The sequence below is a fragment of the Candidatus Solirubrobacter pratensis genome (genome assembly GCF_000425945.1).
Lineage (GTDB): Bacteria > Actinomycetota > Thermoleophilia > Solirubrobacterales > Solirubrobacteraceae > Solirubrobacter > Solirubrobacter pratensis.
Window position 1 is genome coordinate 475635 of record NZ_AUEK01000007.1, and the last position, 22933, is coordinate 498567.

General features: G+C 73.1%; 24 protein-coding genes. 16 read left to right on the forward strand and 8 right to left on the reverse strand.

The features are described from left to right. Positions 1–2: 2 nt before the first annotated feature. Complete coding sequence (locus tag H958_RS0109685) at positions 3–800, forward strand: HAD-IIA family hydrolase (protein WP_028058528.1); 798 nt, start codon at positions 3–5, stop codon at positions 798–800. A 4-nt stretch (positions 801–804) separates the two neighbouring features. On the opposite strand, the gene H958_RS0109690 is transcribed toward H958_RS0109685, so the two are convergent. Further along, positions 805–1872, reverse strand: coding sequence for an aminotransferase class V-fold PLP-dependent enzyme (locus H958_RS0109690; RefSeq protein WP_028058529.1), 1068 nt, complete (start codon positions 1870–1872; stop codon positions 805–807). A 78-nt stretch (positions 1873–1950) separates the two neighbouring features. Between H958_RS0109690 and H958_RS0109695 the strand changes: the two genes are divergently transcribed. The 10 genes from H958_RS0109695 (at position 1951) to dut (ending at position 10630) form a co-directional block, all read left to right on the forward strand. Next, positions 1951–2826: a diacylglycerol/lipid kinase family protein gene (locus H958_RS0109695; RefSeq protein WP_028058530.1), complete on the forward strand. Its 876-nt coding sequence runs from the start codon at positions 1951–1953 to the stop codon at positions 2824–2826. Then, positions 2823–4286, forward strand: a complete 1464-nt coding sequence (locus H958_RS0109700) for a MurT ligase domain-containing protein (protein ID WP_051324024.1) — start codon at positions 2823–2825, stop codon at positions 4284–4286. Before H958_RS0109695 ends, H958_RS0109700 begins: the two co-directional genes overlap by 4 nt. Next, positions 4283–4993 carry a class I SAM-dependent methyltransferase gene (locus H958_RS43070; RefSeq protein WP_051324025.1) on the forward strand — a complete coding sequence of 237 codons (711 nt, stop codon included), beginning with the start codon at positions 4283–4285 and terminating at the stop codon, positions 4991–4993. Before H958_RS0109700 ends, H958_RS43070 begins: the two co-directional genes overlap by 4 nt. Continuing rightward, entirely contained in the window at positions 4986–5711 is a 726-nt protein-coding gene (locus H958_RS0109710) for a type 1 glutamine amidotransferase (RefSeq protein WP_028058532.1), read from the forward strand. The genes H958_RS43070 and H958_RS0109710 overlap by 8 nt, the downstream gene beginning before the upstream one ends. A gap of 50 nt (positions 5712–5761) precedes the next feature. Continuing rightward, entirely contained in the window at positions 5762–6925 is a 1164-nt protein-coding gene (locus H958_RS36110; protein ID WP_037409750.1) for an ABC transporter ATP-binding protein, read from the forward strand. Then, the gene (locus H958_RS0109720; RefSeq protein ID WP_028058533.1) at positions 6922–7623 is read left to right on the forward strand and encodes an ABC transporter permease; all 702 of its coding nucleotides are present in this window, start codon (positions 6922–6924) and stop codon (positions 7621–7623) included. Before H958_RS36110 ends, H958_RS0109720 begins: the two co-directional genes overlap by 4 nt. Continuing rightward, positions 7599–8372: an ABC transporter permease gene (locus H958_RS36115; RefSeq protein WP_196807296.1), complete on the forward strand. Its 774-nt coding sequence runs from the start codon at positions 7599–7601 to the stop codon at positions 8370–8372. The genes H958_RS0109720 and H958_RS36115 overlap by 25 nt, the downstream gene beginning before the upstream one ends. Further along, positions 8369–9346 (forward strand): glycine betaine ABC transporter substrate-binding protein, encoded by a 978-nt coding sequence (locus H958_RS36120; protein ID WP_051324026.1) that lies wholly within the window; start codon positions 8369–8371, stop codon positions 9344–9346. Before H958_RS36115 ends, H958_RS36120 begins: the two co-directional genes overlap by 4 nt. Before the next feature lie 82 nt (positions 9347–9428). Next, entirely contained in the window at positions 9429–10070 is a 642-nt protein-coding gene (trhA, locus tag H958_RS0109735) for a PAQR family membrane homeostasis protein TrhA (RefSeq protein WP_196807297.1), read from the forward strand. A 110-nt stretch (positions 10071–10180) separates the two neighbouring features. Continuing rightward, entirely contained in the window at positions 10181–10630 is a 450-nt protein-coding gene (gene dut, locus H958_RS0109740) for a dUTP diphosphatase (RefSeq protein WP_028058535.1), read from the forward strand. Positions 10631–10636: 6 nt separating this feature from the next. Here dut and hflX read toward each other — a convergent pair whose 3' ends face one another. Beyond that, a complete protein-coding gene (gene hflX / locus H958_RS0109745; RefSeq protein ID WP_231379204.1) occupies positions 10637–11845 on the reverse strand; it encodes a GTPase HflX in 1209 nt (402 codons plus the stop codon). A 174-nt stretch (positions 11846–12019) separates the two neighbouring features. On the opposite strand from hflX, the gene dapE reads away from it, so the two are divergent. Together dapE and H958_RS36125 are read left to right on the forward strand one after the other, a co-directional pair. After that, the gene (gene dapE, locus H958_RS0109750; protein WP_028058537.1) at positions 12020–13078 is read left to right on the forward strand and encodes a succinyl-diaminopimelate desuccinylase; all 1059 of its coding nucleotides are present in this window, start codon (positions 12020–12022) and stop codon (positions 13076–13078) included. After that, positions 13075–14199, forward strand: a complete 1125-nt coding sequence (locus tag H958_RS36125; RefSeq protein ID WP_051324027.1) for a pyridoxal phosphate-dependent aminotransferase — start codon at positions 13075–13077, stop codon at positions 14197–14199. Before dapE ends, H958_RS36125 begins: the two co-directional genes overlap by 4 nt. On the opposite strand, the gene dapD is transcribed toward H958_RS36125, so the two are convergent. Genes dapD through miaA form a run of 4 tightly spaced genes read right to left on the reverse strand, consistent with a single transcriptional unit; the run spans position 14152 to position 17656 of the window. Then, on the reverse strand, positions 14152–15081 hold the full coding sequence (dapD, locus tag H958_RS0109760; RefSeq protein WP_028058538.1) for a 2,3,4,5-tetrahydropyridine-2,6-dicarboxylate N-succinyltransferase: 930 nt from the start codon (positions 15079–15081) through the stop codon (positions 14152–14154). The two genes, H958_RS36125 and dapD, sit on opposite strands and share 48 nt — an antisense overlap. Continuing rightward, positions 15078–15932, reverse strand: coding sequence for an SDR family oxidoreductase (locus H958_RS0109765; RefSeq protein ID WP_028058539.1), 855 nt, complete (start codon positions 15930–15932; stop codon positions 15078–15080). The genes dapD and H958_RS0109765 overlap by 4 nt, the downstream gene beginning before the upstream one ends. Then, entirely contained in the window at positions 15933–16766 is an 834-nt protein-coding gene (gene dapF / locus H958_RS0109770) for a diaminopimelate epimerase (protein ID WP_028058540.1), read from the reverse strand. 5 nt (positions 16767–16771) lie between these two features. After that, positions 16772–17656 carry a tRNA (adenosine(37)-N6)-dimethylallyltransferase MiaA gene (gene miaA / locus H958_RS0109775; protein ID WP_028058541.1) on the reverse strand — a complete coding sequence of 295 codons (885 nt, stop codon included), beginning with the start codon at positions 17654–17656 and terminating at the stop codon, positions 16772–16774. A 216-nt stretch (positions 17657–17872) separates the two neighbouring features. Here miaA and H958_RS0109780 point away from each other — a divergent pair, with 216 nt between their 5' ends. Together H958_RS0109780 and H958_RS0109785 are read left to right on the forward strand one after the other, a co-directional pair. Next, a complete protein-coding gene (locus tag H958_RS0109780; protein ID WP_037409853.1) occupies positions 17873–19033 on the forward strand; it encodes an FIST signal transduction protein in 1161 nt (386 codons plus the stop codon). Between the two features lie 82 nt (positions 19034–19115). Further along, positions 19116–19907, forward strand: a complete 792-nt coding sequence (locus H958_RS0109785) for an SDR family NAD(P)-dependent oxidoreductase (RefSeq protein WP_028058543.1) — start codon at positions 19116–19118, stop codon at positions 19905–19907. 21 nt (positions 19908–19928) lie between these two features. Here H958_RS0109785 and H958_RS43075 read toward each other — a convergent pair whose 3' ends face one another. Continuing rightward, on the reverse strand, positions 19929–20783 hold the full coding sequence (locus H958_RS43075; protein WP_051324029.1) for a mechanosensitive ion channel family protein: 855 nt from the start codon (positions 20781–20783) through the stop codon (positions 19929–19931). A 121-nt stretch (positions 20784–20904) separates the two neighbouring features. Next, positions 20905–21939, reverse strand: coding sequence for a radical SAM protein (locus H958_RS36135; protein WP_051324030.1), 1035 nt, complete (start codon positions 21937–21939; stop codon positions 20905–20907). Positions 21940–21985: 46 nt separating this feature from the next. Between H958_RS36135 and H958_RS0109800 the strand changes: the two genes are divergently transcribed. Further along, a complete protein-coding gene (locus H958_RS0109800) occupies positions 21986–22762 on the forward strand; it encodes a putative RNA methyltransferase (protein WP_028058544.1) in 777 nt (258 codons plus the stop codon). Positions 22763–22933 lie beyond the last annotated feature (171 nt).

The following is a 22933-nucleotide window of genomic DNA, read 5'->3' on the forward strand; positions in this document are numbered from 1 at the left end:
GCGTGCCCCTCTCCCCCGCCGTCCGCCCGTACGACCAGCTGCTGCTGGACCTGGACGGCACCATCTGGATCGGCGACCGCGCGCTGCCCGGCGCGACGGAGGCCGTCGCCGCGCTGCGCGAAGCGGGCAAGGCGGTCCTGTTTCTCACCAACGACGTCCGCCTCGCACCGGAGGCGTTCGTGCGCAAGCTGTGGCGGCTCGGGTTCCAGGCCTCCCTCGGCGAAGTGCTCAGCGTGGGCGCCGCCTTGCAGTTCTGGCTCGCGCAGGGTGAGCCGAGGCGGTCGGCGTACGTCGTCGGGTCCCAGGCGCTCGTGGACCACGTGGCGGAGGCGGGACTACGGATCGTCAACGGCACCACCTTCGCCCCGCGCGCCGACGTGGTGGTTGTCGGCGGCCACGACCAGTTCGTGTTCGAGGAGCTCAAGATCGCCACGCAGGCCGTCCTGCGCGGCGCGGACCTCGTCGGCGCGACGCGCGACGCGACCTTCCCGATGCCGGATGGCCTGTGGCCGGGCTCGGGCGCGATCCTGGCGGCGGTCGAGACCGCCACCGGCCGCAGGGCCCTGCAGGTGGTCGGCAAGCCGGAGTCCTCGATGTACGAGGCGGCGCGCGACCGTCTCGGCCCCGGCCGCGTGCTGGCCGTGGGCGACCGGATCGAGTCCGACATCGAGGGTGCGCGGCGCGCCGGGATGCACACCGCGCTCGTCCTCACCGGCGTCAGCACCCGCGCCGGCGCCGACGCGCTCGAGCCGCGCCCGACCTACGTCGCGGACTCTCTGGCCTCGCTCGTCCTCGGCTGAGCGGTCATGCCCGCTCCAGCGCGGCGCGCAGCCGCGCGACGTCATCCTCGGTGATGTGCAGGTGCGGCGAGATCCGCAGCGAGTCGCCGCGCATGGCGGCGATGCAGCCCTCGGCGGCGAGCGCGGCCGCGGACGGCGCGGGAGCGATGCCGAGGATGTGCGGCCCGCGATCGGCGCTGACGCCGAAGCCGGCGGCGATCCGCTCCGTCACGCCCGCCAGCTCGGCCCCGATCCGCTCGACGCCCCACGCGAGGACCTGCGTCAGCGCGGCGATCGCCATCGGCGTGAGCACGAAGCTCGTGCGCTGCCCCATGTCGAACCGGCGCGCGCCCGGCTGGTACTCGTCGCGGTAGTCGACGAGCCGCGCGAAGTCCTCCGAGCCGGCCCGGTTGATCCAGTTCTGCTCGATCGGCGCGCCATCGTGATGGCGGGGGTCGGCGTAGAGGTAGCCGAGGCCGAGTGGGCCGAGCAGCCACTTGTAGCCGACCGCGATCAGGAAGTCCGGTTTCAGGGCGGCGACGTCGAGCGGCATGACGCCGGCCGACTGGCTGGCGTCGATCACCAGCGCCGCGTCGGCCGCCCGCGCGGCCGCGGCGACGCGCGGGAGATCCACGAGCGACCCGTCGGTCCAGTGCACGTTCGGCACGCTGACGACATCGACGCGCTCGTCGACCGCCGCCTCCACCGCGCCGGCCCAGGACTGGCCGGGCTCACGCGACACGGTGATCAGCTCGGCGCCGGCGGCGCGCCACGTGTAGATGCCCGACGGGTACTCCTCCGCGAGCACGACGACGCGTCCGCACGGCAGGTTGCGCGCCGCCGTCGCGAAGCCGTAGCTGGTCGCGGGCACGAGCGCGATCTCGCCGGCATCGGCGCCGACGATGGCCGCGAACAGCTCGCGCAGCCGCTCGACGTCTGAGAACCAGTCGGCGGACCCGATCGCCCACGGCCGCGCGCGGCGGTCCAGCGCCGTTTCGGCCGCCGTCCGCACCGCCTTCAGTTGCGGCGCGAGGCTCGCGGTGTTGAAGTACGCGACGTCGTCGGGAAGCTCGAACACCTCGGGGTGGGCCATGGCGTCGCACCATCGCGCACCCCGGTTCCAAACACAACGCGCCCGGCGACCTGCGCGTGTTCTAGCCTCAGGCGCCGCATGGACGGCCCGGTCTGCCTGATCGTGAACCCGCACGCCGGCGGCGGCCGCGCGATGCGGCTCCTGCCGGGCGTCGAGTCCGCGCTGCGCTCGATGGGGCGCTCGTTCCGGGTCGAGCCGACGGCGTCGATGGAGCACGCCCGCGAGCTGGCGCGTGGGGCGCGCGACGCGGGCGAGATCGTCGCCGCGATGGGCGGCGACGGCATCACCGGCGCCGTCGCGGGCGAGCTGCGTGACGGCGGCGGCCTGCTGGCCGTCCTGCCCGGCGGCCGCGGGAACGACTTCGCGCGCAAGCTCGGGATCCCGCACGACCCCGTCGCGGCGTGCGAGCTGCTCGAGCACGGGCGCGAGCGGCGCGTCGACCTCGCCGACGCGGGAGACGTCGCGTTCCTGGGCATCCTCTCGGCCGGCCTGGACTCCGATGTCAACCGGATCGCCAACGAGACACGCCTGCCGCTCGGGACCAACGTGTACGTCTACGGCGCGCTGCGCGCGCTGGCGGTGTGGAAGCACGCCGGCTGGGCGGTCACGGTCGACGGCGAGGAGATCGAGTTCAGCGGGTACTCGGTCGCCGTGTCGAACTCGGGCGTGTTCGGCGGCGGCATGTACCTCGTACCGGACGCCTCGCTCGACGACGGGCTGCTCGACGTCGTGCTGATCGCCGCCCACGGCAAAGTGAACTACCTGCGCGGTCTGCAGCGCGTGTTCAAGGGCACGCACCTCGACGATCCCGCGCTCAAGCTCCTGCGCGGCCGCGAGATCACCTTCCGCGCCGACCGGCCGTTCACCGCCTACGCCGACGGGGACCCCGTCGCGCCGCTGCCGCTGACGGTCCGCGCGCTGCCGGGCGCGCTGCGGGTGGTGGCGCCGCGATGATGCGGCTGGCCGCCGGGGTGGCCGCCGCCAAGGCGGTCGGGACGCTGGCGCGCACGGCCGGCCGCGGCGGCGGGACGTCGCTGCCGGGGAAGGTCCTGACGCGCGTCGAGCCGCACGCGATCGGGCAGCTGGCGCGGCGGCTGGAGCGCGGCAGCGTCGTGATCTCCGCCACCAACGGCAAGACCACCACCGCGGCGATGGTCGCCTCGATCCTCGAGCGCGGCGGCGCGCGGCTGGTCCACAACCGGGCCGGGGCGAACATGGCGGGCGGGATCGCGAGCGCGCTCGCGGCCGCCTCGCGCCGCGGCGGGCGCGCGCTGACCGGCGACTTCGGCCTCTTCGAGGTCGACGAGTTCTGGCTCGGCGCGCTCGTCGAGGAGCTCGAGCCGCGCGCGATGCTGCTCGGGAACCTGTTCCGCGACCAGCTGGACCGCTACGGCGAGCTGGAGACGATCGCCGACCGCTGGGCCGCCGTCGTGGCCGCGAGCAGCGCCGCGCTGGTGCTCAACGCCGACGACCCGCTGATCGCGGACCTCGGCCGCGCCTCCTCGCCGGCCGGGACCGCATCGCATCGACCCGGCCCGCCTTCGCCAGCCCACGGCGGTCCCCAAAGCATTCGCGCCGGCGAATGCGTCTATTTCGGCGTCGACGACGACTCGCTCGCGCTGCCCGAGCTCCAGCACGCGTCGGACTCCAAGCACTGCCGCCGCTGCGGGCACGCCTACGTCTACACGGCGGTCTACCTCGCCCACCTCGGGCACTACCGGTGCCCGAACTGCGGGCAGGAGCGCCCGGAGCCCGCGGTCGTCGCGACGGGCGTCGAGCTGCGCGGGATCCGCAGTGCGGCGTTCACCCTGCGCGGGCGGCGCGTCGAGCTCCCGCTGCCGGGCCTGTACAACGTCTACAACGCGCTCGGCGCGGCGGCGCTCACGCTCTCGCTGGGCGTGTCGCTCGACGACGTCGTCGCGGGCCTGGAGGGCGTCGCGCCGGCGTTCGGCCGCGCGGAGACGCTCGATCTCGGCCGCCCCACGTCGCTGCTGCTGGTGAAGAACCCCGCGGGCGCCAACGAGGTGCTGCGCACGCTGGCGCTCGAGGCCGGTCAGCTCGACATCCTCGGCGTGCTCAACGACCGCACCGCCGACGGGCGCGACGTCTCGTGGGTGTGGGACGCCGACTGGGAGCTGCTCGTGCCGCACGTGCGGCGGATGACGTGCGCGGGCACGCGCGCCGCCGAGCTTGCGCTGCGGATGAAGTACGCGGGGCTGCCGGCGGAGCGGATCCGCGTCGTCGAGGCGCTCGAGCCCGCGCTGGACGCGGCACTCGCCGACGGCGAGCGAAGCGGTGATGAGCGCGCAGCGCGAGGCAGTGACCCGCTCTACGTCGTTCCGACCTACACCGCGCTGCTGGAGCTGCGCGAGCTGCTGACCCGGCGCGGCCAGGCGGAGGCGTACTGGCGGTGAACCCGCAGGTGATCTGGCATGACGTCGAATGCGGGCGCTACGAGGCCGACCTGCCGCTGTGGGAGGAGCTGGCACGCTCCGCGCCGGAGGGCGTGCTCGACGTCGGCGCCGGCACCGGGCGCGTGGCGCTTCCGCTGGCACGCGCGGGGCACGCCGTGACGGCGCTCGACCTCGACGCCGGCCTGCTCGCGGAGCTCTCCTCGCGCGCGGAGGCGGAGGGCCTGCGCATTCCTGCGGTCGTCGCCGATGCGGCGGACTTCCGGCTGGACACGCCGGTCTCGCTCATCATCGTGCCGATGCAGACGATCCAGCTGCTGCCCGAGCGCGGCGGGTTCTTCGCGTCCGCGCGCCGAGCGCTGGTCCCCGGCGGCCGCGTCGCGATCGCCATCGCCACGGGGCTCGAGGCCTTCGACGGCGGCGCGGCGCTCCCGTATCCGGACCTCGGCGAGGCCGGCGGCTACCGCTTCATCTCCCAGCCGGTCGCGATCCGCCTGCTCGACGACGGCGTGCGGATCGAGCGCGTGCGCCAGCTCGTCTCCCCTGACGGCACGCGCGAGAACACCGAGGACGCCGTGCACCTGGCGACCGTCTCCCCCGGCGAGCTGGTCGAGGAGGCCGCCGGGCACGGGCTCGAGGCCGAGGAGCTGCGCCACATCCCCGAGACGCCGGAGCACGTCGGCTCCGAGGTGGTGATCCTCCGTGGCTGAGCTGCGGGTCTGCGCGCTGTACCCCGACCTCATGAACATCTACGCCGACCGCGGGAACCTGCAGTTGCTGCAGCGCCGCTGCGAGTGGCGCGGGATCGGCTTCACGCTGCGCGGATCGGGCCTCGGCGAGCCGCTCGACCCGGACGCGCACGACCTCTACTACATCGGCGGAGGTCAGGATCGCGACCAGGCGCTGTGCGCCGAGGACCTCGCGACCGTCAAGCGCGACGCGCTGCACGCGGCGGCCGTCCGCGGCGCCGTGATCTTCGCCGTCTGCGGCGGCTATCAGCTGCTCGGGCACGGCTACGAGGTCGGCGGCGAGCGGCTGCCGGGCGTCGGCCTCGTCGACCTGGAGACCGTCCGCGAGGACGGGCCGCGCCTGATCGGCAACGTCGCGATCGAGCTGGACGGGCGCGTGCTCGCAGGCTTCGAGAACCACGGCGGACGTACGCGGCTGGGCACTTCGGCGACGCCCCTTGGGAGGGTGCTCAAGGGCCATGGCAACGACGGGCGCTCGGGCTTCGAAGGCGTCAGGGGCGGCCCGCGCGGGAACGTCGTCGGGACCTACCTGCACGGCCCGCTGCTGCCGAAGAACGCATGGTTCGCCGACTGGTTGACGGCGAGCGCGCTCGGGCAGGATCCGGGTGGCCTCACGCCGCTCGACGACGCGCTCGAGGATGCCGCGCACGCGGCGGCCCGGCGCGCTGCTGGTCTGTAGGCGAACCGGCGTTCGGTAGAGTCCCGGCTTCCCTCCCCGGGGCTTTCCTCTTGACGTCAACCGACATCGCCCAATCCGAGGGGCCGTCCGGCTACCGCGAGGCCGTAGAGCTGGAGTTCGACGAGGCGACGAAGCGCTATCCCGGCGCCGAGAGTCCCGCCGTCGACTCGCTCTCAGTGACCGTTCCGGCGGGCGAGATCTGCGTGCTGGTCGGCCCGTCCGGCTGCGGCAAGACGACCGCGATGCGGATGGTCAACCGGATGATCGACATCACCGGCGGCGACATCCGCGTCGGCGGGCGCAGCGTGCGCGAGCGCGACGTCGATGACCTGCGGCGCGAGATCGGCTACGTGATCCAGCAGGTCGGCCTGTTCCCGCACCGCACGATCGGCGACAACATCGCGACCGTCCCGCGGCTGCTCGGATGGGATAAGAAGCGCGTGGCGGAGCGCGTCCAGGAGCTGCTCGACCTGATCTCGCTGCCGCAGGAGATGGGCCGCCGCTATCCCGCGCAGCTGTCCGGCGGCCAGCGCCAGCGCGTCGGGGTCGCCCGCGCCTTGGCCGCGGATCCGCCGCTGATGCTGATGGACGAGCCCTTCGGCGCGATCGACCCGATCAACCGCGAGCGGCTCCAGAACGAGTTCCTGCGCCTGCAGGCCGAGATCCGCAAGACCGTCGTCTTCGTCACGCACGACATCGACGAGGCGATCAAGATGGGCGACCGGATCGCGATCCTGCGCGAGGGCGGGCATCTTGAGCAGTACGCGCCGCCCGCGGAGCTGCTGATGAGCCCCGCGAGCCCGTTCGTGGAGGACTTCGTGGGCGCCGACCGGGCGCTCAAGCGGCTCTCGCTCCAGCGTGTGAGCGACGTCGACCTGTGGCAGGCGCCGCTGGTCCGCGCCGGGGACTCCGTGGCCGAGGTCCGCCGCGCGCTCGAGACCGCCGACGTGAAGATCCCGCTGCTGATCGACGAGCGCGGCGCGCCGCGCGGCTGGCTGTCCGAGCGTGCGCTCGCCGGCGACACCGTCGGCGAGCAGCTGCGCTCGGGTCCCGAGCCGGTCGTCGACCGCGCGGACGTGCTGCGCGACGCGCTCTCGGACCTGCTCGCGCACGAGTCCCAGTACGGGCCCGTGGTGGACGGGAGCGGAAGGGTCGTCGGCGTGCTCTCGATCGAGCTGCTCAGCCACATGCTCAAGGCCGAGGACTCCGCGTGATCCTCCTGGCCCAGCTGAAGATCCACGAGCGCGGGGGCACGCCCGACTGCGTCGAGCGCAACGGCATCTGCCCGAGCTGGATCGCCGACAACCTCGACCGCTACACCCATCCGCTGCTCAAGCAGATCGAGCTCGTGCTCGCCGCCGTCGCGATCGGGTTCGTGATCGCGTTCGCGCTCGCCCTGCTCGCGCACCGCCGGCGCGCGCTGATCGCCCCGATCACGCAGATCACCGGCATCCTCTACACGCTCCCGAGCGTCGCGGTCTTCTTCCTGCTGCTGCCGGTCACGGGGCGCGGGTTCGACACGGCCCTGATCGCGCTCGTCGCCTACACGCTGCTGATCATCTTCCGCAACGTGATCACCGGGCTCGAGGGCGTGCCCGAGGAGGCACGCGACGCCGGCCGCGGGATGGGCTTGACGCAGCCGCAGCTGCTGTGGCGCGTCGAGCTGCCGCTGGCGCTGCCGGAGATCATGGCCGGGCTGCGGATCGCGATGACGACGACGGTCGGCCTGGCGTCGCTCGCCTTCCTGGCCGGCGCCGGCGGGCTGGGCGAGACGATCTTCGACGACCGCTTCTTCCGCTCCAACGTGCTCGTCGCCGGCGGGCTGTGCGTGCTGCTCGCCGTCGTGCTCGACCTGCTCGTACTGGGGCTGCAGAAGGTCCTGACCCCGTGGACCCGGACGGTGCCGGCGTGACCTTCGCGTTCCTCGGCGACTTCGGCGATGCGGTCTCGTTCATCTTCACGTCGCGCCAGTCGCGCGGCGGCGCGGAGATCGGCGGCGCGCACAACCTCTCGCTGCTGTGGACGCACCTGGAGCTGTGCGCGGCCTCGCTCGGGCTCGCGATCCTGATCGCGCTGCCCGTGGGACTGGTGCTCGGGCACCTCGGGCGCTGGTCGTTCCTGGCGATCTCGACGTCGAACGTCGGCCGCGCGGTGCCGAGCATCGCGCTGATCGCGTTCTTCGTCGCCTTCTTCCCGCAGACCCCGGAGTTCCTGTCGGTCACGCTGGCGCTCGCGCTGCTCGCGATCCCGCCGATCCTCACCAACGCCTACGTGGGGATCCGGCAGGTCGATCGCGAGACGGTCGACGCGGCGCGCGGCATGGGGCTGTCCGGCGGGCAGGTGCTGCGCCAGGTCGAGCTGCCGCTGGCGCTGCCACTGATCTTCGGCGGGATCAAGACGTCGACCGTCAACGTGATCGCCACGGCGACGATCGCGCCGCTCGCCGGCGTCGTGACGCTCGGCGATCCGCTCGTCTCGTTCGCCGTCTACGGGCGCGAGGGGCAGATCGGCGTCTCGATCATCGTCGCCGCCCTGGCGATCGCCGCCGAAGTCGGCCTCTCGGCCGTGCAACGTGCCGTCACACCTAAGGGCATCCGGCTCGAGCGCACCCCCCGCGCTCGGTTCGGCTTCGCCAAGAGGAGGATCCAGACCGCCCCATGAGATCGCTCACCCACGTATTCGCCGCACTCCTGGTCGCGGTCGCCGTGGTCGCCTGCGGGAGCGACTCGTCGTCGTCTTCGTCGACGCCGACCTCGACGCCCGCCCAGTCGACTCCGGCCACCGGCCAGATCAAGAAGAACGCGGCCAACGCGTCGGTCTCGCTGAAGATCGGCTCGAAGAACTTCACCGAGCAGAAGGTGCTCGGCGAGATCTACGCCCAAGGGCTCGCGGCCGCGGGCTACAAGACGACGACGGACCTGAACCTCGGCGACGAGCAGACGGCGTTGAAGGCGCTCAAGGGCGGCCAGATCGACGCCTACCCGGAGTACACCGGCACGGCGCTGCTGTCGTTCTTCAAGACGCCGGCGTCGGAGCTGCCGAAGGACCCGCAGGCCGCGTATGAGAAGGCCAAGGCGGACTTCGAGAAGGAGGGCCTGACGGCGTTCCCGCCGACGCCCTTCACCGATTCGAACGAGGTCGCGGTCACGCAGGCGACGGCCCAGAAGCTCGGTCTGAAGAACATCTCGGACCTGTCTGCCAAGGCGAAGACCCTGACGCTCTACGGCACGCCCGAGTGCCGGCAGCGGATGGACTGCCTGCTCGGCCTCGAGAAGATCTACGGCCTGAAGTTCAAGAAGTTCGTGCCCGTCGCGCCGGATCAGCGCCACGAGGTGCTGCAGTCAGGCCGCGCCGACGTCTCGATCGTCTTCACGACCGATCCGCAGATCAAGCGCAACAAGGAAGTCCTGCTCGAGGACGACAAGGGCATGTTCCCGCCCTACAACTCGACGCTCGTGATGAAGCAGGCGACGGCCGAGAAGGCGGGCGCGGACCTGCCGAAGGTCCTGGATCTGATCCAGAAGCCGCTGACCGACGACGCGATGCAGGAGCTCGACGCGCGCGTCGACCTCGACAAGAAGGAGCCGGCCGAGGTCGCGAAGGAGTACCTCTCGGAGACGGGACTCGTCAAGTGATCGAGTGAGCGGCGACCAGCGCCGATCGATCTTCGGTTCGATTCGCGGTCGCAGGGGATCTCGGGCATATTTGGCTTCCGTGGTGCCCGAGATCCCCAGCTTGCGCGGCGTGTCGCACCTCTACGCGTTCTATTGCGCGACCGTCGCCGCGGCGTGCCTCGTGGCGGCTGCGCCCGGCGGGATGTCGCGGGCGGCGGGTGCCGTCTACGGCGCCGGCCTGTGCGCGCTGTTCGGCGGCAGCGCCCTCTATCACCGCTGGCGCTGGGACTCGCGCTGGCGGCCGGTCCTGCGCCGGATCGACCACTCGACGATCTTCGTCTTCATCGCCGCGTCCTACACGCCGGTGTGCCTGCTGGTGCTGACGGGCCCGGTCCGGTGGATCGTGCTCGCGACCGTGTGGCTCGGCGCGCTGGGCGGCGTGGCGCTGAGCGTGGCCTGGATCTCGGCGCCGCGCGCGCTGACGTGCGCGTGCTACATCGCGCTCGGGTGGGTCGCGGTGATCGCGTACCCGCAGCTCTCCAGCGCGCTCCCGCTCACGCCGCTCGTGCTGATCGGGGGCGGAGGCGTGCTCTACACCGCCGGCGCGATCGTCTTCGCCGCGCAGCGCCCGAACCCGTGGCCGCGGGTGTTCGGGTTCCATGAGATCTTCCACGCGTTCGTGATCCTGGCGGCGGTCGCGCACTTCGTCGCGCTCGCGGGCTGGGTCGTGCTGCCGGCGAGCTGAGGGCGCCACCCGTTGCGAAGCGGGCCGCGTTCGTACCGAAATGCGCGCGGATCTGCGTAATTTGCGTCGTGCGCCGCGATGCCCTCCGGGCGCCCCGCTACCTTCGCGCGATGGCTTTCGAACTTGCGGTCGATCAGCTCGAGGTCAAGCTGCTGCACCCGGACGCGCGGCCTCCGCTGCGCGGGCGTGAAGGGGACGCGGGGTACGACCTCAGCTGCGTGGAGTCGTTCGTACTGCGCCCGGGCGAGCGCCGGATGGTGCCCACAGGCGTCGCGATCGCGCTCCCTCCGGGCGTCGCGGGCCTCGTCACGCCGCGCTCCGGACTCGCCCACCGATACGGGATCTCGTGCGTCAACAGCCCAGGGCTCATCGATCCCAACTACCGCGGCGAGCTGCGCGTGATCCTCGTCAATCATGGCGAGGAGACCTACCGCGCGCACGCCGGGGACCGGATCGCCCAGCTCGTCCTGGTCCCGTACTGGGCCCCGGAGCTCCGCGTCGTCGACGAGCTGCCCGAGAGCGAGCGCGGCGAGCACGGGTTCGGCTCCTCGGGGAGGTAGGGCGGCTCAGGCGCTGCCGTTGACCGCGTAGCGGTCGAAGCGCTCCGCCACGACGGCCGGCAGCCGTGCGCTGACGCGGACGCCCTCCGGGGTGTCCTTGCGCTCCAGAGCGCCCGCGACGTCATGGAGCTCCGACAGCGTCCCGCCTTCGGAGAACGGGACGAGCAGTTCGACGTCGCGGAGCGTGCGCTCGAACTCGGTGGCGATCCGCTCGCCGAGCTCGTCCAGCCCCTCCTGCGTGACGGCGGAGACGAGGACCGCGTCCGGGTGGCGGAAGTCGAGCTCGCGGCGGCGCTCGTCGTCGAGCAGATCCGCCTTGTTGAGCACGAGCAGCCGCGGTGAGTCGCCCGCGTCGATCTCCTCGAGCACGTCCTCGACGGCGCGCGTCATCTCGACCAGCTCCTCCTCCGGCGCGCTGGCATCGACCACGTGCAGGACCAGGTCGGCGAGCTTGGTCTCCTCGAGCGTCGCCGCGAACGCGTCGACCAGCTGATGCGGCAGCTTGCGGATGAAGCCGACCGTGTCGGTCACCAGGTAGGCGCGGCCGTCCAGGCGCAACGTCCGCGTCGTCGGGTCGAGCGTGTGGAAGAGCCGGTCGCGGACGCCGACGTCGGACCCTGACAGCGCGTTGAGCAGCGAGGACTTGCCGGCGTTCGTGTAGCCCGCGAGCGCGATGTTCGGCAGATGGGCGCGCTCGCGCTCCTGCCGCATCACGGCGCGCGTCGAGCTCACGTGCTGGAGGCGCCGCTTGAGCGCGGAGATGCGATCGCGCGCGAGGCGGCGGTCCGTCTCGATCTGCGACTCGCCCGGGCCGCGCGTACCGATGCCGCCGCCGAGACGCTCGAGATGCGTCCACAGGCCCCGCATGCGGGCCATGTTGTACTCGAGCTGCGCCAGCTCGACCTGCAGCTTGCCCTCCGCGGTGTGGGCGTGGCCGGCGAAGATGTCGAGGATCACGGCGGTCCGATCCAGGACCGGCATCCCCAGCTGGCCTTCGAGGCTCCGCTGCTGACGCGGTGTCAGCTCATCGTCGGTGACGACAAGGTTCGCGTCCGCCTGCTTGAGCAGCGGCACGAGCTCGTCGACCTTGCCGGGACCGAGATACGTGTTCGGATGCGGCCGCTCGCGCTTCTGCGTCATCTCGCCGACGACCGCGACACCGGCGGTCCGCAGGAGCTCCTTCAGCTCGGCGAGATCCGGCTCATCCGGCGTCACCGCGATGGTGTACGCCCGCTGCCTGGCCCGGCCGGGCTGCGGCGGTGCGGAGTAGCGGGACTGGGATGTACGGCCGTTGCGAGAGCGCTCCAAGAATGAGGATTCTACCCGGCGACCGGCCGGGAATCTCACGACGCGACACCGCGGCGCGCCGCTCTGGCTATCGTCCCGCTCGTGCCGGTCAGCCCCGCCCCCAGCGACACCGACGTCGCGGCGCGCCTCGCCGGGCGCACGCTGGAGCTCGTGGACGTCGCCTCGGAGTCGCGCTCGGAGGCCCGACTTGCGGCGCACGTCGCGCGCGTGCTGCGCGACGGCGGCGCGGAGGTGACCGAGCTCGGGGACTCCTGCATCCTCGCCAGGCCGCCCGGAACGTCGCCCGGCGTCATGCTCGCCGGCCATCTCGACACCGTCCCGGCGCAGGACAACATCCCCGGCTCGATCGACGCGGAGCGCGTGCGCGGCCTCGGGGCGAGCGACATGAAGGGCGCCCTGGCCGTGATGATCGAGCTCGTGCTGGCCGGCGCGCCGTACTCGGCGCTGTTCTTCCCACGCGAGGAGCTGCCGTCGACCGAGAGCGCGCTGGTGCCGCTGCTGCAGCGCTCGCCGGTCGAGGCGGAGCTCGTCATCGTGATGGAGCCGACCGACGGCGAGCTCCATGCGGGCTGCGTCGGCAACATCAACGCGACGTGGACGTTCCGCGGCCGCTCGGGCCACTCCGCGCGCCCGTGGGCGGCCGAGAACGCGATCACGCGGGCCGCCCTCGGCATCGCCACGCTCGCGAGCGCCCCGGTGCTCCCCGTCCAGTTCCACGGCCTCACGTTCCACGAGGTGGCGTCCGTCACCCGCATCAACGGCGGGATCGCGGCCAACGTGATCCCGGAGACCTGCACCGCCCAGGTCAACTTCCGCTACGCCCCCGGCCGCACGCCCGATGCGGCGGAGGCGCGCCTGCGCGAGCTGTGCGGCGGCCTCGGCGAGCTCGAGATCACCGGCAACGCGGCGTCCGCGCCGGTCGCGCTCGAGCACCCGCTCGCGCAGCGACTGATCGACGCCGGGGAGCTGGCCGTCGCGCCCAAGCAGGCCTGGACGCCGGTCGCCGAGTTCGCCCAGTTCGGCTATCCGGCCGTGAACTTCGGCCCCGGAGCGCCGGCGCAGGCCCATCGCCGCGACGAGTCGGTCGAGATCGCCCGGCTCCTGCACGCCCATCGGGTGCTGGAGGCGCTCGCCACGTGACCGTGCGCGTCTCCCCCGTCCTCGAGGGCCTCGCGACATATCCGTTCGTGCGGCTCGAGGAGGCGCGCCGCCGTATCGCCGCCCGCGGCGTCGAGATCCTCGACTTCGGGATGGGCGAGCCGCGCGAGGAGACGCCCGCGTTCATCCGCCGGGCGCTCACGGCGGCGGTGACCCCGCTCTCCACCTATCCCGCCGCCGTCGGGCTGCCCGAGCTGCGCGCCGCCGTCGCGGCCTGGGTCTCGACGAGGTTCGGCGCCGCGCTGGACCCCGACACCGAGGTCATCCCCACGCTCGGGTCCAAGGAGGCGATCTACAGCCTCGCGAGCGTCCTGGAGCGCGAGTACGTCGCCGTTCCCGTGCCGTCGTATCCCGTCTATGAGCGCGGCGGCCTGTTCGCCGGCAAGAAGATCATCGAGCTGCCGCTGACCGAGTCCAACGGCTGGCTGCCCGATCTCACGGGCGTCGATTGGGACCGCGTCGCGCTGCTCTGGCTCAATTACCCCAACAACCCGACCGGCGCGACCGCGCCGCTCGAGTTCTACGAGGCCGCGGCCGAGCTGGCTCGCCACCACGGGTTCGTGCTCGCCTCCGACGAGGCCTACTCGGAGATCTACTTCGGCGCGCCCCCGCAGTCCGCGCTCCAGCTCGCCGACCGCACGAACGTGCTCGCCTTCAACACGCTCTCCAAGCGCTCGTCCATGCCGGGCTACCGCTCCGGCTTCGTCGCCGGCGACCCGCAGCTGATCGCCGCGCTCAAGCGCTTCCGGCCGAACGTCGGGGTCGCGCCGCAGGAGTTCATCCAGCGCGCCGCCGTCGCGGCCTGGAGCGACGAGCGCCACGTGGACGACGTGCGCGAGCGCTACCGCGCCAAGCGCGAGCTGCTGCTCGAGGCCCTGCCGCTGCGCAACGCCGGCGGCGACGCGTCGTTCTTCCTCTGGCTCGAAGGCGACGACGAGCTGGCGGCGCGCTGGCTCGAGCAGGGCGTCGTCGTCGCGCCCGGCTCGTTCTTCGGCGCCCCGGGCTACGTCAGGCTCGCGCTCGTACCGACGCTCGAGAGCTGCGCCAAGGCGGCGTCACTCATTGGCGTGCAGGGCGGCGTTCAGGCCGGCCCAGCTGCCTGAGCGCGGCAGCGCCTCGACCGCCCCGGTGCGCGAGTTGCGCCGGAACAGGAGCCCGTTCGCGCCGCTCAGCGCGCGCGCCTTGACGACCTCGCCGTCGGGCAGCGTGACGAGCGTGCCGGCCGTGACGTAGAGCCCCGCCTCGACCGTGCAGTCGTCCCCGAGCGAGATCCCGATGCCGGCGTTGGCGCCGAGCAGGCAGCGCTCGCCGATCGAGATCACCTCGGTGCCGCCGCCCGAGAGCGTGCCCATGATGCTCGCGCCGCCGCCGACGTCCGAGCCGTCGCCGACGACGACCCCCGCGCTGATCCGCCCCTCGATCATCGAGTGCCCGAGCGTGCCGGCGTTGTAGTTCACGAAGCCCTCGTGCATCACCGTCGTGCCCTCGGCGAGGTACGCCCCGAGCCGTACCCGGTCGCCGTCGGCGACGCGCACGCCGGAGGGCGCGACGTAGTCCGTCATGCGCGGGAACTTGTCCAGCGAGTGGACCTCCAGGTGGAGGTTCTCCGTGCGGAACGCGAGTTGGACGGCGGGGATGCTCGCGGGATCGACCGGGCCGTAGTTCGTCCAGGCGACGTTCGGCAGCACGGCGAAGATGCCCTCCATGTTGACTTCGCGCGGCTTGACGAGCCGGTGGCTGAGCAGGTGCAGGCGCAGGTAGGCGTCCGCGGTGTCGGCGGGCGGCTGGGAGAGATCGGCGATCACGGTCAACAGCGACGCCTGACGGACCCCGCGGCGCGGGTCCTCGAACTCCGGCGGGACGGCATTGGGCGCGGCGGCGCCCGGATCGCCCAGCCGCGGCTGGAAATAGAAGACCTCGAGCACGCGGTCGCCCGACAGCGTGGCCAGCCCGGCGCCCCACGCGCCGCCCTCGATGAAGCTCATCCTTTGAACGCCTCCACGTGATCCTTCGCGAACGTGTCCAGGTCGCGCGGCGGCCGGCCGAGCGCGTCCTGCACCCCGGAGGTGACCATCGTCGCGCCGCCGGCGGCATAGACCTCGAACAGCTCGCACAGGCCCTCCGCGTTCCAGGGTGGCACGCCGGCGCGGACCAGCTCGCGCTTGACGGCCTCGACCGGCACTTCTGCGACCTCGACCTCGCGCCCCGCGGCCGCGAACAGCCGTTTCGCCTGATCGCGGTAGGAGATCGCCTCCGGTCCGGACAGGCCGTACGCCTTGCCCTGGTGACCCTCGTCGGTGAGCGCGAGCGCCGCGACCTCCGCGACGTCGCGCGCGTCGACGATGCTGAACGCCGCGTCGGGGACCGGCGTGTAGAACGTCCCGTCCTGGACTCGCTCGCCCCACCCGAGCGTGTTCTGCATGAATCCGGCCGCGCGCAGCAGCGTCCACGCCATGCCGGACTCCTTCAGCGCGCGCTCGACCTTGCCGTGCGAGCGCGCGAAGCGGCCGGGCGCCTCCTCGGACGCGCCGATCACCGACAGCTTGACGATGTGCTTGACGCCCGCCGTCCTGGCGGTCTCCAGGAACGCCTGCTCGAGCTCGGACTGCATCGGGCTGGCGGGCGCCACCAGGTATGCGCGCTCGACGCCCTCCAGCGCGGGCCCGAGCGTGCGCGGGTCGCCCAGATCGCCGGTCACCGGGGTGAAGCCGAGGTCGCGCAGGTGATGGGCCTTGGTCTCGTCGCGCACCAGCGCGCGGGCCTCCGCGCCGCGGGCCTTGAGTGCGCGCAGGACCTCCATCCCGGTCGTGCCCGTCGCTCCGGTCACCAGCAGCATTCAGACGCCTCCGTATTCGTTCAGCTCGCTCACCAGCTCCTCGCTCAGCTCTCCGCGGTAGATCGGCACGGCCCAGCCGGTGAGATCCACGTGCAGGGATTCGTCGACCTCGACCTCCAGCTCGCCGCCGTCGAGCTTGACCGTGACCGGCGAGTCCCCGCCGCGCACGACGTGGGCGACGGCCGCGCCCGAGGCTCCCGTACCCGACGAGAGCGTCTCGCCCACGCCGCGCTCGAAGATGCGGGCGCGGATCGTGCGGGCGTCGAGCTCCGTCCAGAAGCTCACGTTCGTGCGGTTGGGGAAGATCGGCGCGCTCTCGATCTGGGGGGCGATCGCGGGCAGGTCGAGCGTCTCGAGCAGCTCGAGGTCGTCGATCCGGATCGAGCACTGCGGGTTGCCGATCGCGACGTGCTGGAAGCGCCAGGGACCGATCTCGCCCCTGCCGTCCGGCGGTCCGCCCGGGAAGTGCTCGCTCTGAAGCAGGGCGCGGCCCATGTCGACGCGGCAGGTGGTCGGACCCGTGATCGTCGGCCGGATCTCGCCCGCCAGCGTCTGGATGCTGAACGTGTCGCTGTCCGTCCAGCCCGCGCGGCGGAGGTACAGGATCGCCTCGCGGGCGCCGTTGCCCGACAGCTCCGCCTCGGAGCCGTCGGGGTTGAAGATCCGCAGCCGCGCGACGTACCCGGGCTCGTCGGGCGGGGCGAGCAGGAGCACGCCGTCGCCGCCGGGGCCGAAGTGCGGGTCGCACAGGCGGCGGACCTGGTTCGGGGTCAGCTCGGACCCCTCGAAGATGAGGTAGTCGTTGCCGAGGGCCTGCCATTTCTCGAAGCGCACGAGGGTCAGATCATGCCGTGGATGTCGGCTGCGACGTCCTCAGGCGTGCGTCCGGTGGTGTCGATCAGGTGCGCGCCGGGCAGCTTGCGCAGCCATGTGAGCTGGCGCTTGGCGTAGCGGCGGGTGCGCGTGCGCATGGCCTGCACGTCGCCGTGCAGGATCTCCTCGAAGCCGAGCGCGGCGCGTGCGGTCCGGGAGGCTCCGCGTGCCGCGGCCTGCTCTGCCTCGCGCTGTGCTCCGGCCTCGAGCATCGCGTCGATGCGGCGCTCGATCCGCTCATAGAGGGCGTCACGGTCCATCACGAGCGCGGCGAGCAGGGTCGGGTGACGGGTGTCGCTCGTCCACAGCTGCGAGGGGTCGCCGGGGGCGGGCGGGGGCGCATGGCCGGCGTCCTGGAGCTCGAGCGCGCGGAGGATGCGCTGGGTATCGGTCGGTGCGATGCCGGTGCCCGAGGGAAGCCGGGCGTGGAGCGCCGCCAGGCCGTGGCGCTCGAGCTCGCGCTGCCAGTGGCTGCGGATCTCCGGGTCGACGGGCGGGCGGAGGTCCAGCTCGGCGAGCGCGGCGCGCAGGTAGAGGCCGGTGCCGCCGACGACGATCGGGCGGCGGCCCTGCTCGATCAGGGCGTCGATCTCGCTGTGCGCGAGGGTGGCGTAGGCGCCGGCCGAGGACGTCTCGGTGACGGGCAGGAAGCCGATCAGGCGGTGTTCGAGGCGGGTCTGCTCCTCGGCGGTCGCTGCGCCGCTGAGGATCTCGAGGCCCCGGTAGACCTGGATCGCGTCGGCCGAGACCGCCACGGGGTCCTCGCCGCGTGCGCGCAGGCGCTCGGCGAGCGCGATCGCGACCGCCGTCTTGCCGATGCCGGTCGGCCCGAACACTGCGATGACGCGCACGCGGCCAGTATCGCGGGGTGGGCGGGCCTGTCCGCCACCGCCCCGCCTCACGGCGCGTTCCCGCCGCCGCCGCGCGCGGGTCTGCGCCGCCGCCGCGCGCGGCTCTCTGCCGCCCCCACCGCGCGGGTTACGCCGCCGCCCGTGCGGGCGTCATTCGGCGCGTGCGCGTCCGTGGTGGCGGTCCGGCTCCGGCTGCGCAGTATCGTCAAGTCCATCATGCCCGTCCGGATCGGTACCGGGCTCTCGCTGGTCCCCGACCCTCGCACCGGCGCGCTCGAGGCGGCCAAGGCGGCGGCCAACCTGCTGGACGGCGCGCCTTGCGATCTCGCGATCGTCTTCGCGTCCGGCGCGCATCTGTCCACCCCCGAGGCGACGCTCGCCGCGATCCACGAGGGCCTCGCTCCCGAGGGCCTGATCGGCTGCGGCGCCGGTGGTGTCATCGGCCGCGGCCGGGAGATCGAGGCGGGCACCGCGGTCTCGATCTGGGCCGCGAGCCTCGGCGAGGGCTCGGCGACGACGTTCCACGCGCAGGTCGAGGAGCTCGAGGAGGGCACCGGCGCGCTGACCGGCATGCCGGAGCTGTCGGGCGCGGACGGCGTGCTCCTGCTCACCGATCCCGTCTCGTTCCCGACCGACGCCGTCCTGCGGTTCCTGTCGGAGGCGGCGCCGCTGATGCCGCTGCTCGGGGGACTGGCCTCGGGGCGGACGATCCATGACGACGCGGTGCTCTTCGCCGGCGAGGAAGTGGTCTCCGACGGCGCCGTAGGCGTGCGGCTCGACGGCGTCGAGATCCTCCCGATGGTCTCGCAGGGCGCGTCGCCGATCGGCCCGGAGCTGACGATCACCGCGGCGGAGGGGCACGTGATCGGCGAGCTGGCGGGCAAGCCGGCGCTCGAGAAGCTGCGCGAGACGATCGAGGGGCTCACGCCCGAGGATCTCCGGCTGGTGCAGGGCGGGCTGCTGATGGGGATCGTGGTCGACACGAACAAGCCCGACTACGTGCAGGGCGACTTCCTCGTGCGCGGGCTCGTCGGCGCCGATCCTGCCACCGGCCAGGTCGCGGTCGCCGCCGACGTGCATCCGGGCCAGGTCGTGCGCCTGCACGCGCGCGACGCCGAGAGCGCCGACCGGGACCTCCGCGAGGCGCTGTCGGTGCGGATGGCCGCGCTCGGCAACCGCCCTCCGGCGGGGGCGCTGGTGTTCGCCTGCAACGGCCGCGGGCGCGGGATGTTCGGGCGCGCGGACCACGACGCCGAGGCGCTCGCCGACGCGCTGGGGGTACCGGCCGCGGGGTTCTTCGCGGCGGGCGAGATCGGGCCTGTCGGCGGCGGCTACTTCGTGCACTCGTTCACCGCCACGGTCGCCGTCTTCGCTTGAGCGCGGCCGCGGGCGCCGGCTTTCACTGCGCCCACCCGGGTGACCGCCGCGTCTCCGGGGCGTCCGCCGTAGGGTGCGGGGCATGAATCTCGCTGGCGCAAGCGTCCTCCTCACCGGCGCGACCGGGGGCCTCGGGCAGGCGATCGCGCGCGCACTCGCGGCGCGCGGGGCGTCGCTGACGCTCACGGGGCGACGTGTCGATGTGCTCGAGCCGCTGGCCGCCGAGGTCGCGGGACGGGCGCTCGCCTCCGATCTCTCCGCCCCGGACGCGCCCGCGCGGCTGCTCGAGGAGGCGGGCGACGTGGACGTGCTGGTCGCGAATGCCGGGCTTCCCGGCTCGGGGCGTCTCGGCTCGTTCACCGACGAGGAGCTCGATCGCGCGCTCGCGGTCAACCTGCGCGCGCCGATGCTGCTCGCGAAGACCCTCGCCGACCGGATGGTCGAGCGCGGCGGTGGGCACCTGCTCTTCATGTCGTCACTCGCGGGCAAGGCGGGCGCACCCGGGAACTCGGTCTATGCGGCGACGAAGTTCGGCCTGCGCGGATTCGCGCTCGCGCTGCGCGAGGACCTCGCGCCCAAGGGCGTCGGCGTCTCCGTGATCCTGCCGGGCTTCATCTCAGAGGCGGGGATGTTCGCCGAGTCGGGCGCCAAGCTGCCGCCGTACGTCGGGACCAAGCGCCCGGAGGACGTCGCGCGCGCGGTCGTGAAGGCGATCGAGCACGACCGCGCCGAGATCGAGGTCGCGCCGGTCGTGCTGCGCGCCGGCGCCACGCTGGCCGCGCTCGCCCCCGGCCCGATCGGCGCGATCCAGCGCCGCCTCGGCGCCGCGGGGACGGCGTCGCAGATCGGAGCGGGCCAGCGCCACAAGCGCTAGTGGCCGCGGCGGCGCCACGGCTCAGGCCGCTTGGCGCTCGGCCTCGGCCTCGTGCGTGACCGCGGCGACGGCGGCGAGGACCTCGTCGGCGAGCTTGGGCCCGTCGGAGTCCGCCAGCGGCGTCGCCCGGATGCGCAGGACGACCTCGTCGGCCTGGATCTCCTCGAGCGCGATCGTCGGCTCGCCGCGCACCGGTGTGGCGATCGCCTCCTCGAGCAGGGCCTGCACGTCGCTCGTCTTCACATCCGGCCGCACACGCGCGCGCAGGTCGACCGACGCCGGCTCGCGGAGCGGGACGACGGCCGCCGAGAGGACGACGTTGTTCGGCACCATGATCGAGTCCTGCCCCGCCGCGAACGTGGTGTACAGCAGGCCCAGCGACGCCACGACGCCCTCGATCTGCCCCGCGAGACCGCCGGCCTGCAGGCGCACGCGGTCGCCGACCTTGAACGGGCGCACCGAGATCAACACCACGCCGGCGATCAGGTTCCCGAGCGTCTGCTGGGCTGCGAGGCCGATGACGACCGCCGTGATGGCACCGCCGACGGCCAGCGTGCGCGGGTCGAGCCCGGCGACGCGCAGCGCCGCGATCGCGGCCACGACCAGGAAGGCGAGACGGATCAGGAACCCCATCGTGCCCGCCGTCGCGGGGTCCATGCGGCGGAACAGCGCCGGCGCGGAGAAGCGCCCGAGATCTCGCGCCAGGGCCCAGCCGAGCGCGACCATGACGATGGCCGCGCTGATCCGGATCGGCGTGTCGACGCCGAAGATCCGCTCGCGCTCGACGTAGGCGACGATCGTCGCCAGCATCATGGGGACGATGGCGACGAGCTCCCACTTCGCCCGGCGGGCGGCCTGGGCGGTCTGCAGGGTCAAGGTGCGCGCGCTGGACGCGACATGCGGCCGGTGTATGCGTGGCATCTCAGTAGGCAACACGGCCGCGCTCGCTCGGTTTCCGTTGTGTGCGCGCGCTCACAGCTTCAGCCTGTATCCAGGCTTAGAAGAGCCGCTCCTGCTTCGGCGTCCGGGCGGGCGCCGCGGCCGGCGGCGCGGGCGGGGGCGTGCGCGAGCCGCGGTGGCGGAACCGGTCGGCCGGATAGCGCCGGCTCGCCCAGGGCGCGCCCGCGGCGGCCTCGATCCGCCGCTTCTCCGCGGGCGGGACGTACGCGCCCCTGGCGTACAGCTGCTCGTAGCGCCCGATCAGGTCGGGCCGGTGCTCGCGCAGCCATTCGAACATCTGGTCGCGCACCGAGCCGCGCAGGAACAGCGTGTTGCCGCCGATGTACGTCGCCCCCGCCTCGGTCGCAGCCTCGGTGATCTTCGCGACGTCCTCAGGCGCGTCGTTGACGCCCGGCATCAGCGGCGCGATCAGCACCCCGGTCGGGATGCCCTGGCGGTTGAGCTCCGCGACCGCCTCCAGCCGCGCCTGCGGGTGCGGCGTGTGCGGCTCGGTCGCCCGCCAGGCCTTCTCCTCGAGCGTCGGGACCGACAGGCACGCGCTCACCTCGGTGACCTCGGCGATCTCCTTCAGCAGGTCGATATCGCGCAGGACGAGCGGCGACTTGGTCAGGATCGAGCACGGGTTCGCGAAGTCGCGCAGCGCTTCCCAGATGCCGCGCATCAGCTTGTAGCGGCCTTCGACCCATTGGTACGGGTCGGTGTTCGTGCCGAGGGCGACGCTCTCCCCCTTCCACGACGGCCGCGCCAGCTCCGCACGCAGGACCTCCGGCACGTTGACCTTGACGATGATCTCGCGCTCGAAGTCCCGCCCCGCGTTCATGTCGAGGTACTCGTGCGTGGGCCGTGCGAAGCAGTAGACGCAGGCATGGGTGCAGCCCCGGTACGGGTTGACGGTCCAGGAGAACGGAAGGCGGGCGGCGCCTGGGACGCGGTTGAGCGCGGACTTGGTGCGAACCTCGTGGAAGCGGATGTCAAGCGCCTCGGGCGCATCGAAGCGGCGGATGACCGCGTCCCCCACTCCCGGGAGCCGGGCCTCGTCCTGGTGCTTGACCTCCTGTGTCGACCACCGCATACGAACGCATGTTCGCATACAGAGCGGACGGACTAGCATCGCCGCCGTGCTCGCCGGTGCGCTTCCCTATCTGCGCTGCCCGCACTGCGGGGCGGCGCTGCACGCCGCGGGTTCCGCGATCCGGTGCGAGGCGGGCCACAGCTTCGACGTCGCGCGTCAGGGCTACGTCGACCTGATGCCGCCCGGGCGGCGGCCTGCGGGCGATACGGCGGAGATGGTGGCGGCCCGCGCGGCGTTCCTCGGCGCCGGACACTACGAGGCGATCGCGGAGGCCGTGGCCGCGGAGGCGGCCGGCGGCGACGGGTGCGTCGTGGAGGTCGGCGCCGGGACGGGCCACTACGTGGAGCGCGCCGCCGCGGGCCGGGTGGCGATCGCGCTGGACACCTCGCGCTACGCGCTGCGGCGAGCGGCGAGGGCCGGTCTGGCGGCGGTCGGCTGCGACGCGTGGCGGGCGCTGCCCGTGCGGGACGGTGTGGCGAGCGCGGTGCTGTGCGTGTTCGCGCCGCGCCACGCGGACGAGCTGCGGCGGATCCTGGCGCCCGGCGGCCGGCTCGTCGTCGTGACGCCGACGCCGCGTCACCTGGCGGAGCTGGTGAGCTCGCTCGAGCTCGTGACGGTCGATGCCCGCAAGCCGCAGCGCCTGGCGCGGGCACTCGGGGAGCCGGACCGGGAGCAGCTCGTGGAGGAGCGGCTGGAGCTGTCGCGGGAGGACGTGCGCGCGCTGATCGCGATGGGTCCCAGCGCGCGGCATGTGGACGCGGACGCCGTCGCGCGCGCGGCGGAGACGACGCTCTCGGTGCGCGTCGCCGTGTACGGCCGCTGAGAGCGTCGCGCGCGGCGGTGACCGCGCACCGGCGGCGGGCGGGGCCGGGGCGTGACCGAGCGCGGCGGCTGACGGCGCCTCGGGTGTGACCGGGCACGGCGCTGGGCGGCGACGACCGCGGGACGCACCCCGCCGGCGAGGCCCACGCCGGCGGGTGCCGCCGCCCGGATG

Excerpts from the sequence above, each read along its gene's own strand:
- H958_RS0109695 (WP_028058530.1), top strand. The coding sequence starts at position 1,951 with ATGGACGGCCCGGTCTGCCTGATCGTGAACCCGCACGCCGGCGGCGGC.
- H958_RS36135 (WP_051324030.1), bottom strand. The coding sequence starts at position 21,939 with ATGCGGTGGTCGACACAGGAGGTCAAGCACCAGGACGAGGCCCGGCTC.
- H958_RS0109690 (WP_028058529.1), bottom strand. The coding sequence starts at position 1,872 with ATGGCCCACCCCGAGGTGTTCGAGCTTCCCGACGACGTCGCGTACTTC.
- dapD (WP_028058538.1), bottom strand. The coding sequence starts at position 15,081 with ATGAGCTTCATCGAGGGCGGCGCGTGGGGCGCCGGGCTGGCCACGCTG.
- H958_RS36120 (WP_051324026.1), top strand. The coding sequence starts at position 8,369 with ATGAGATCGCTCACCCACGTATTCGCCGCACTCCTGGTCGCGGTCGCC.
- H958_RS0109700 (WP_051324024.1), top strand. The coding sequence starts at position 2,823 with ATGATGCGGCTGGCCGCCGGGGTGGCCGCCGCCAAGGCGGTCGGGACG.
- H958_RS0109785 (WP_028058543.1), top strand. The coding sequence starts at position 19,116 with ATGAATCTCGCTGGCGCAAGCGTCCTCCTCACCGGCGCGACCGGGGGC.
- dut (WP_028058535.1), top strand. The coding sequence starts at position 10,181 with ATGGCTTTCGAACTTGCGGTCGATCAGCTCGAGGTCAAGCTGCTGCAC.
- H958_RS0109765 (WP_028058539.1), bottom strand. The coding sequence starts at position 15,932 with ATGCTGCTGGTGACCGGAGCGACGGGCACGACCGGGATGGAGGTCCTG.
- H958_RS0109780 (WP_037409853.1), top strand. The coding sequence starts at position 17,873 with ATGCCCGTCCGGATCGGTACCGGGCTCTCGCTGGTCCCCGACCCTCGC.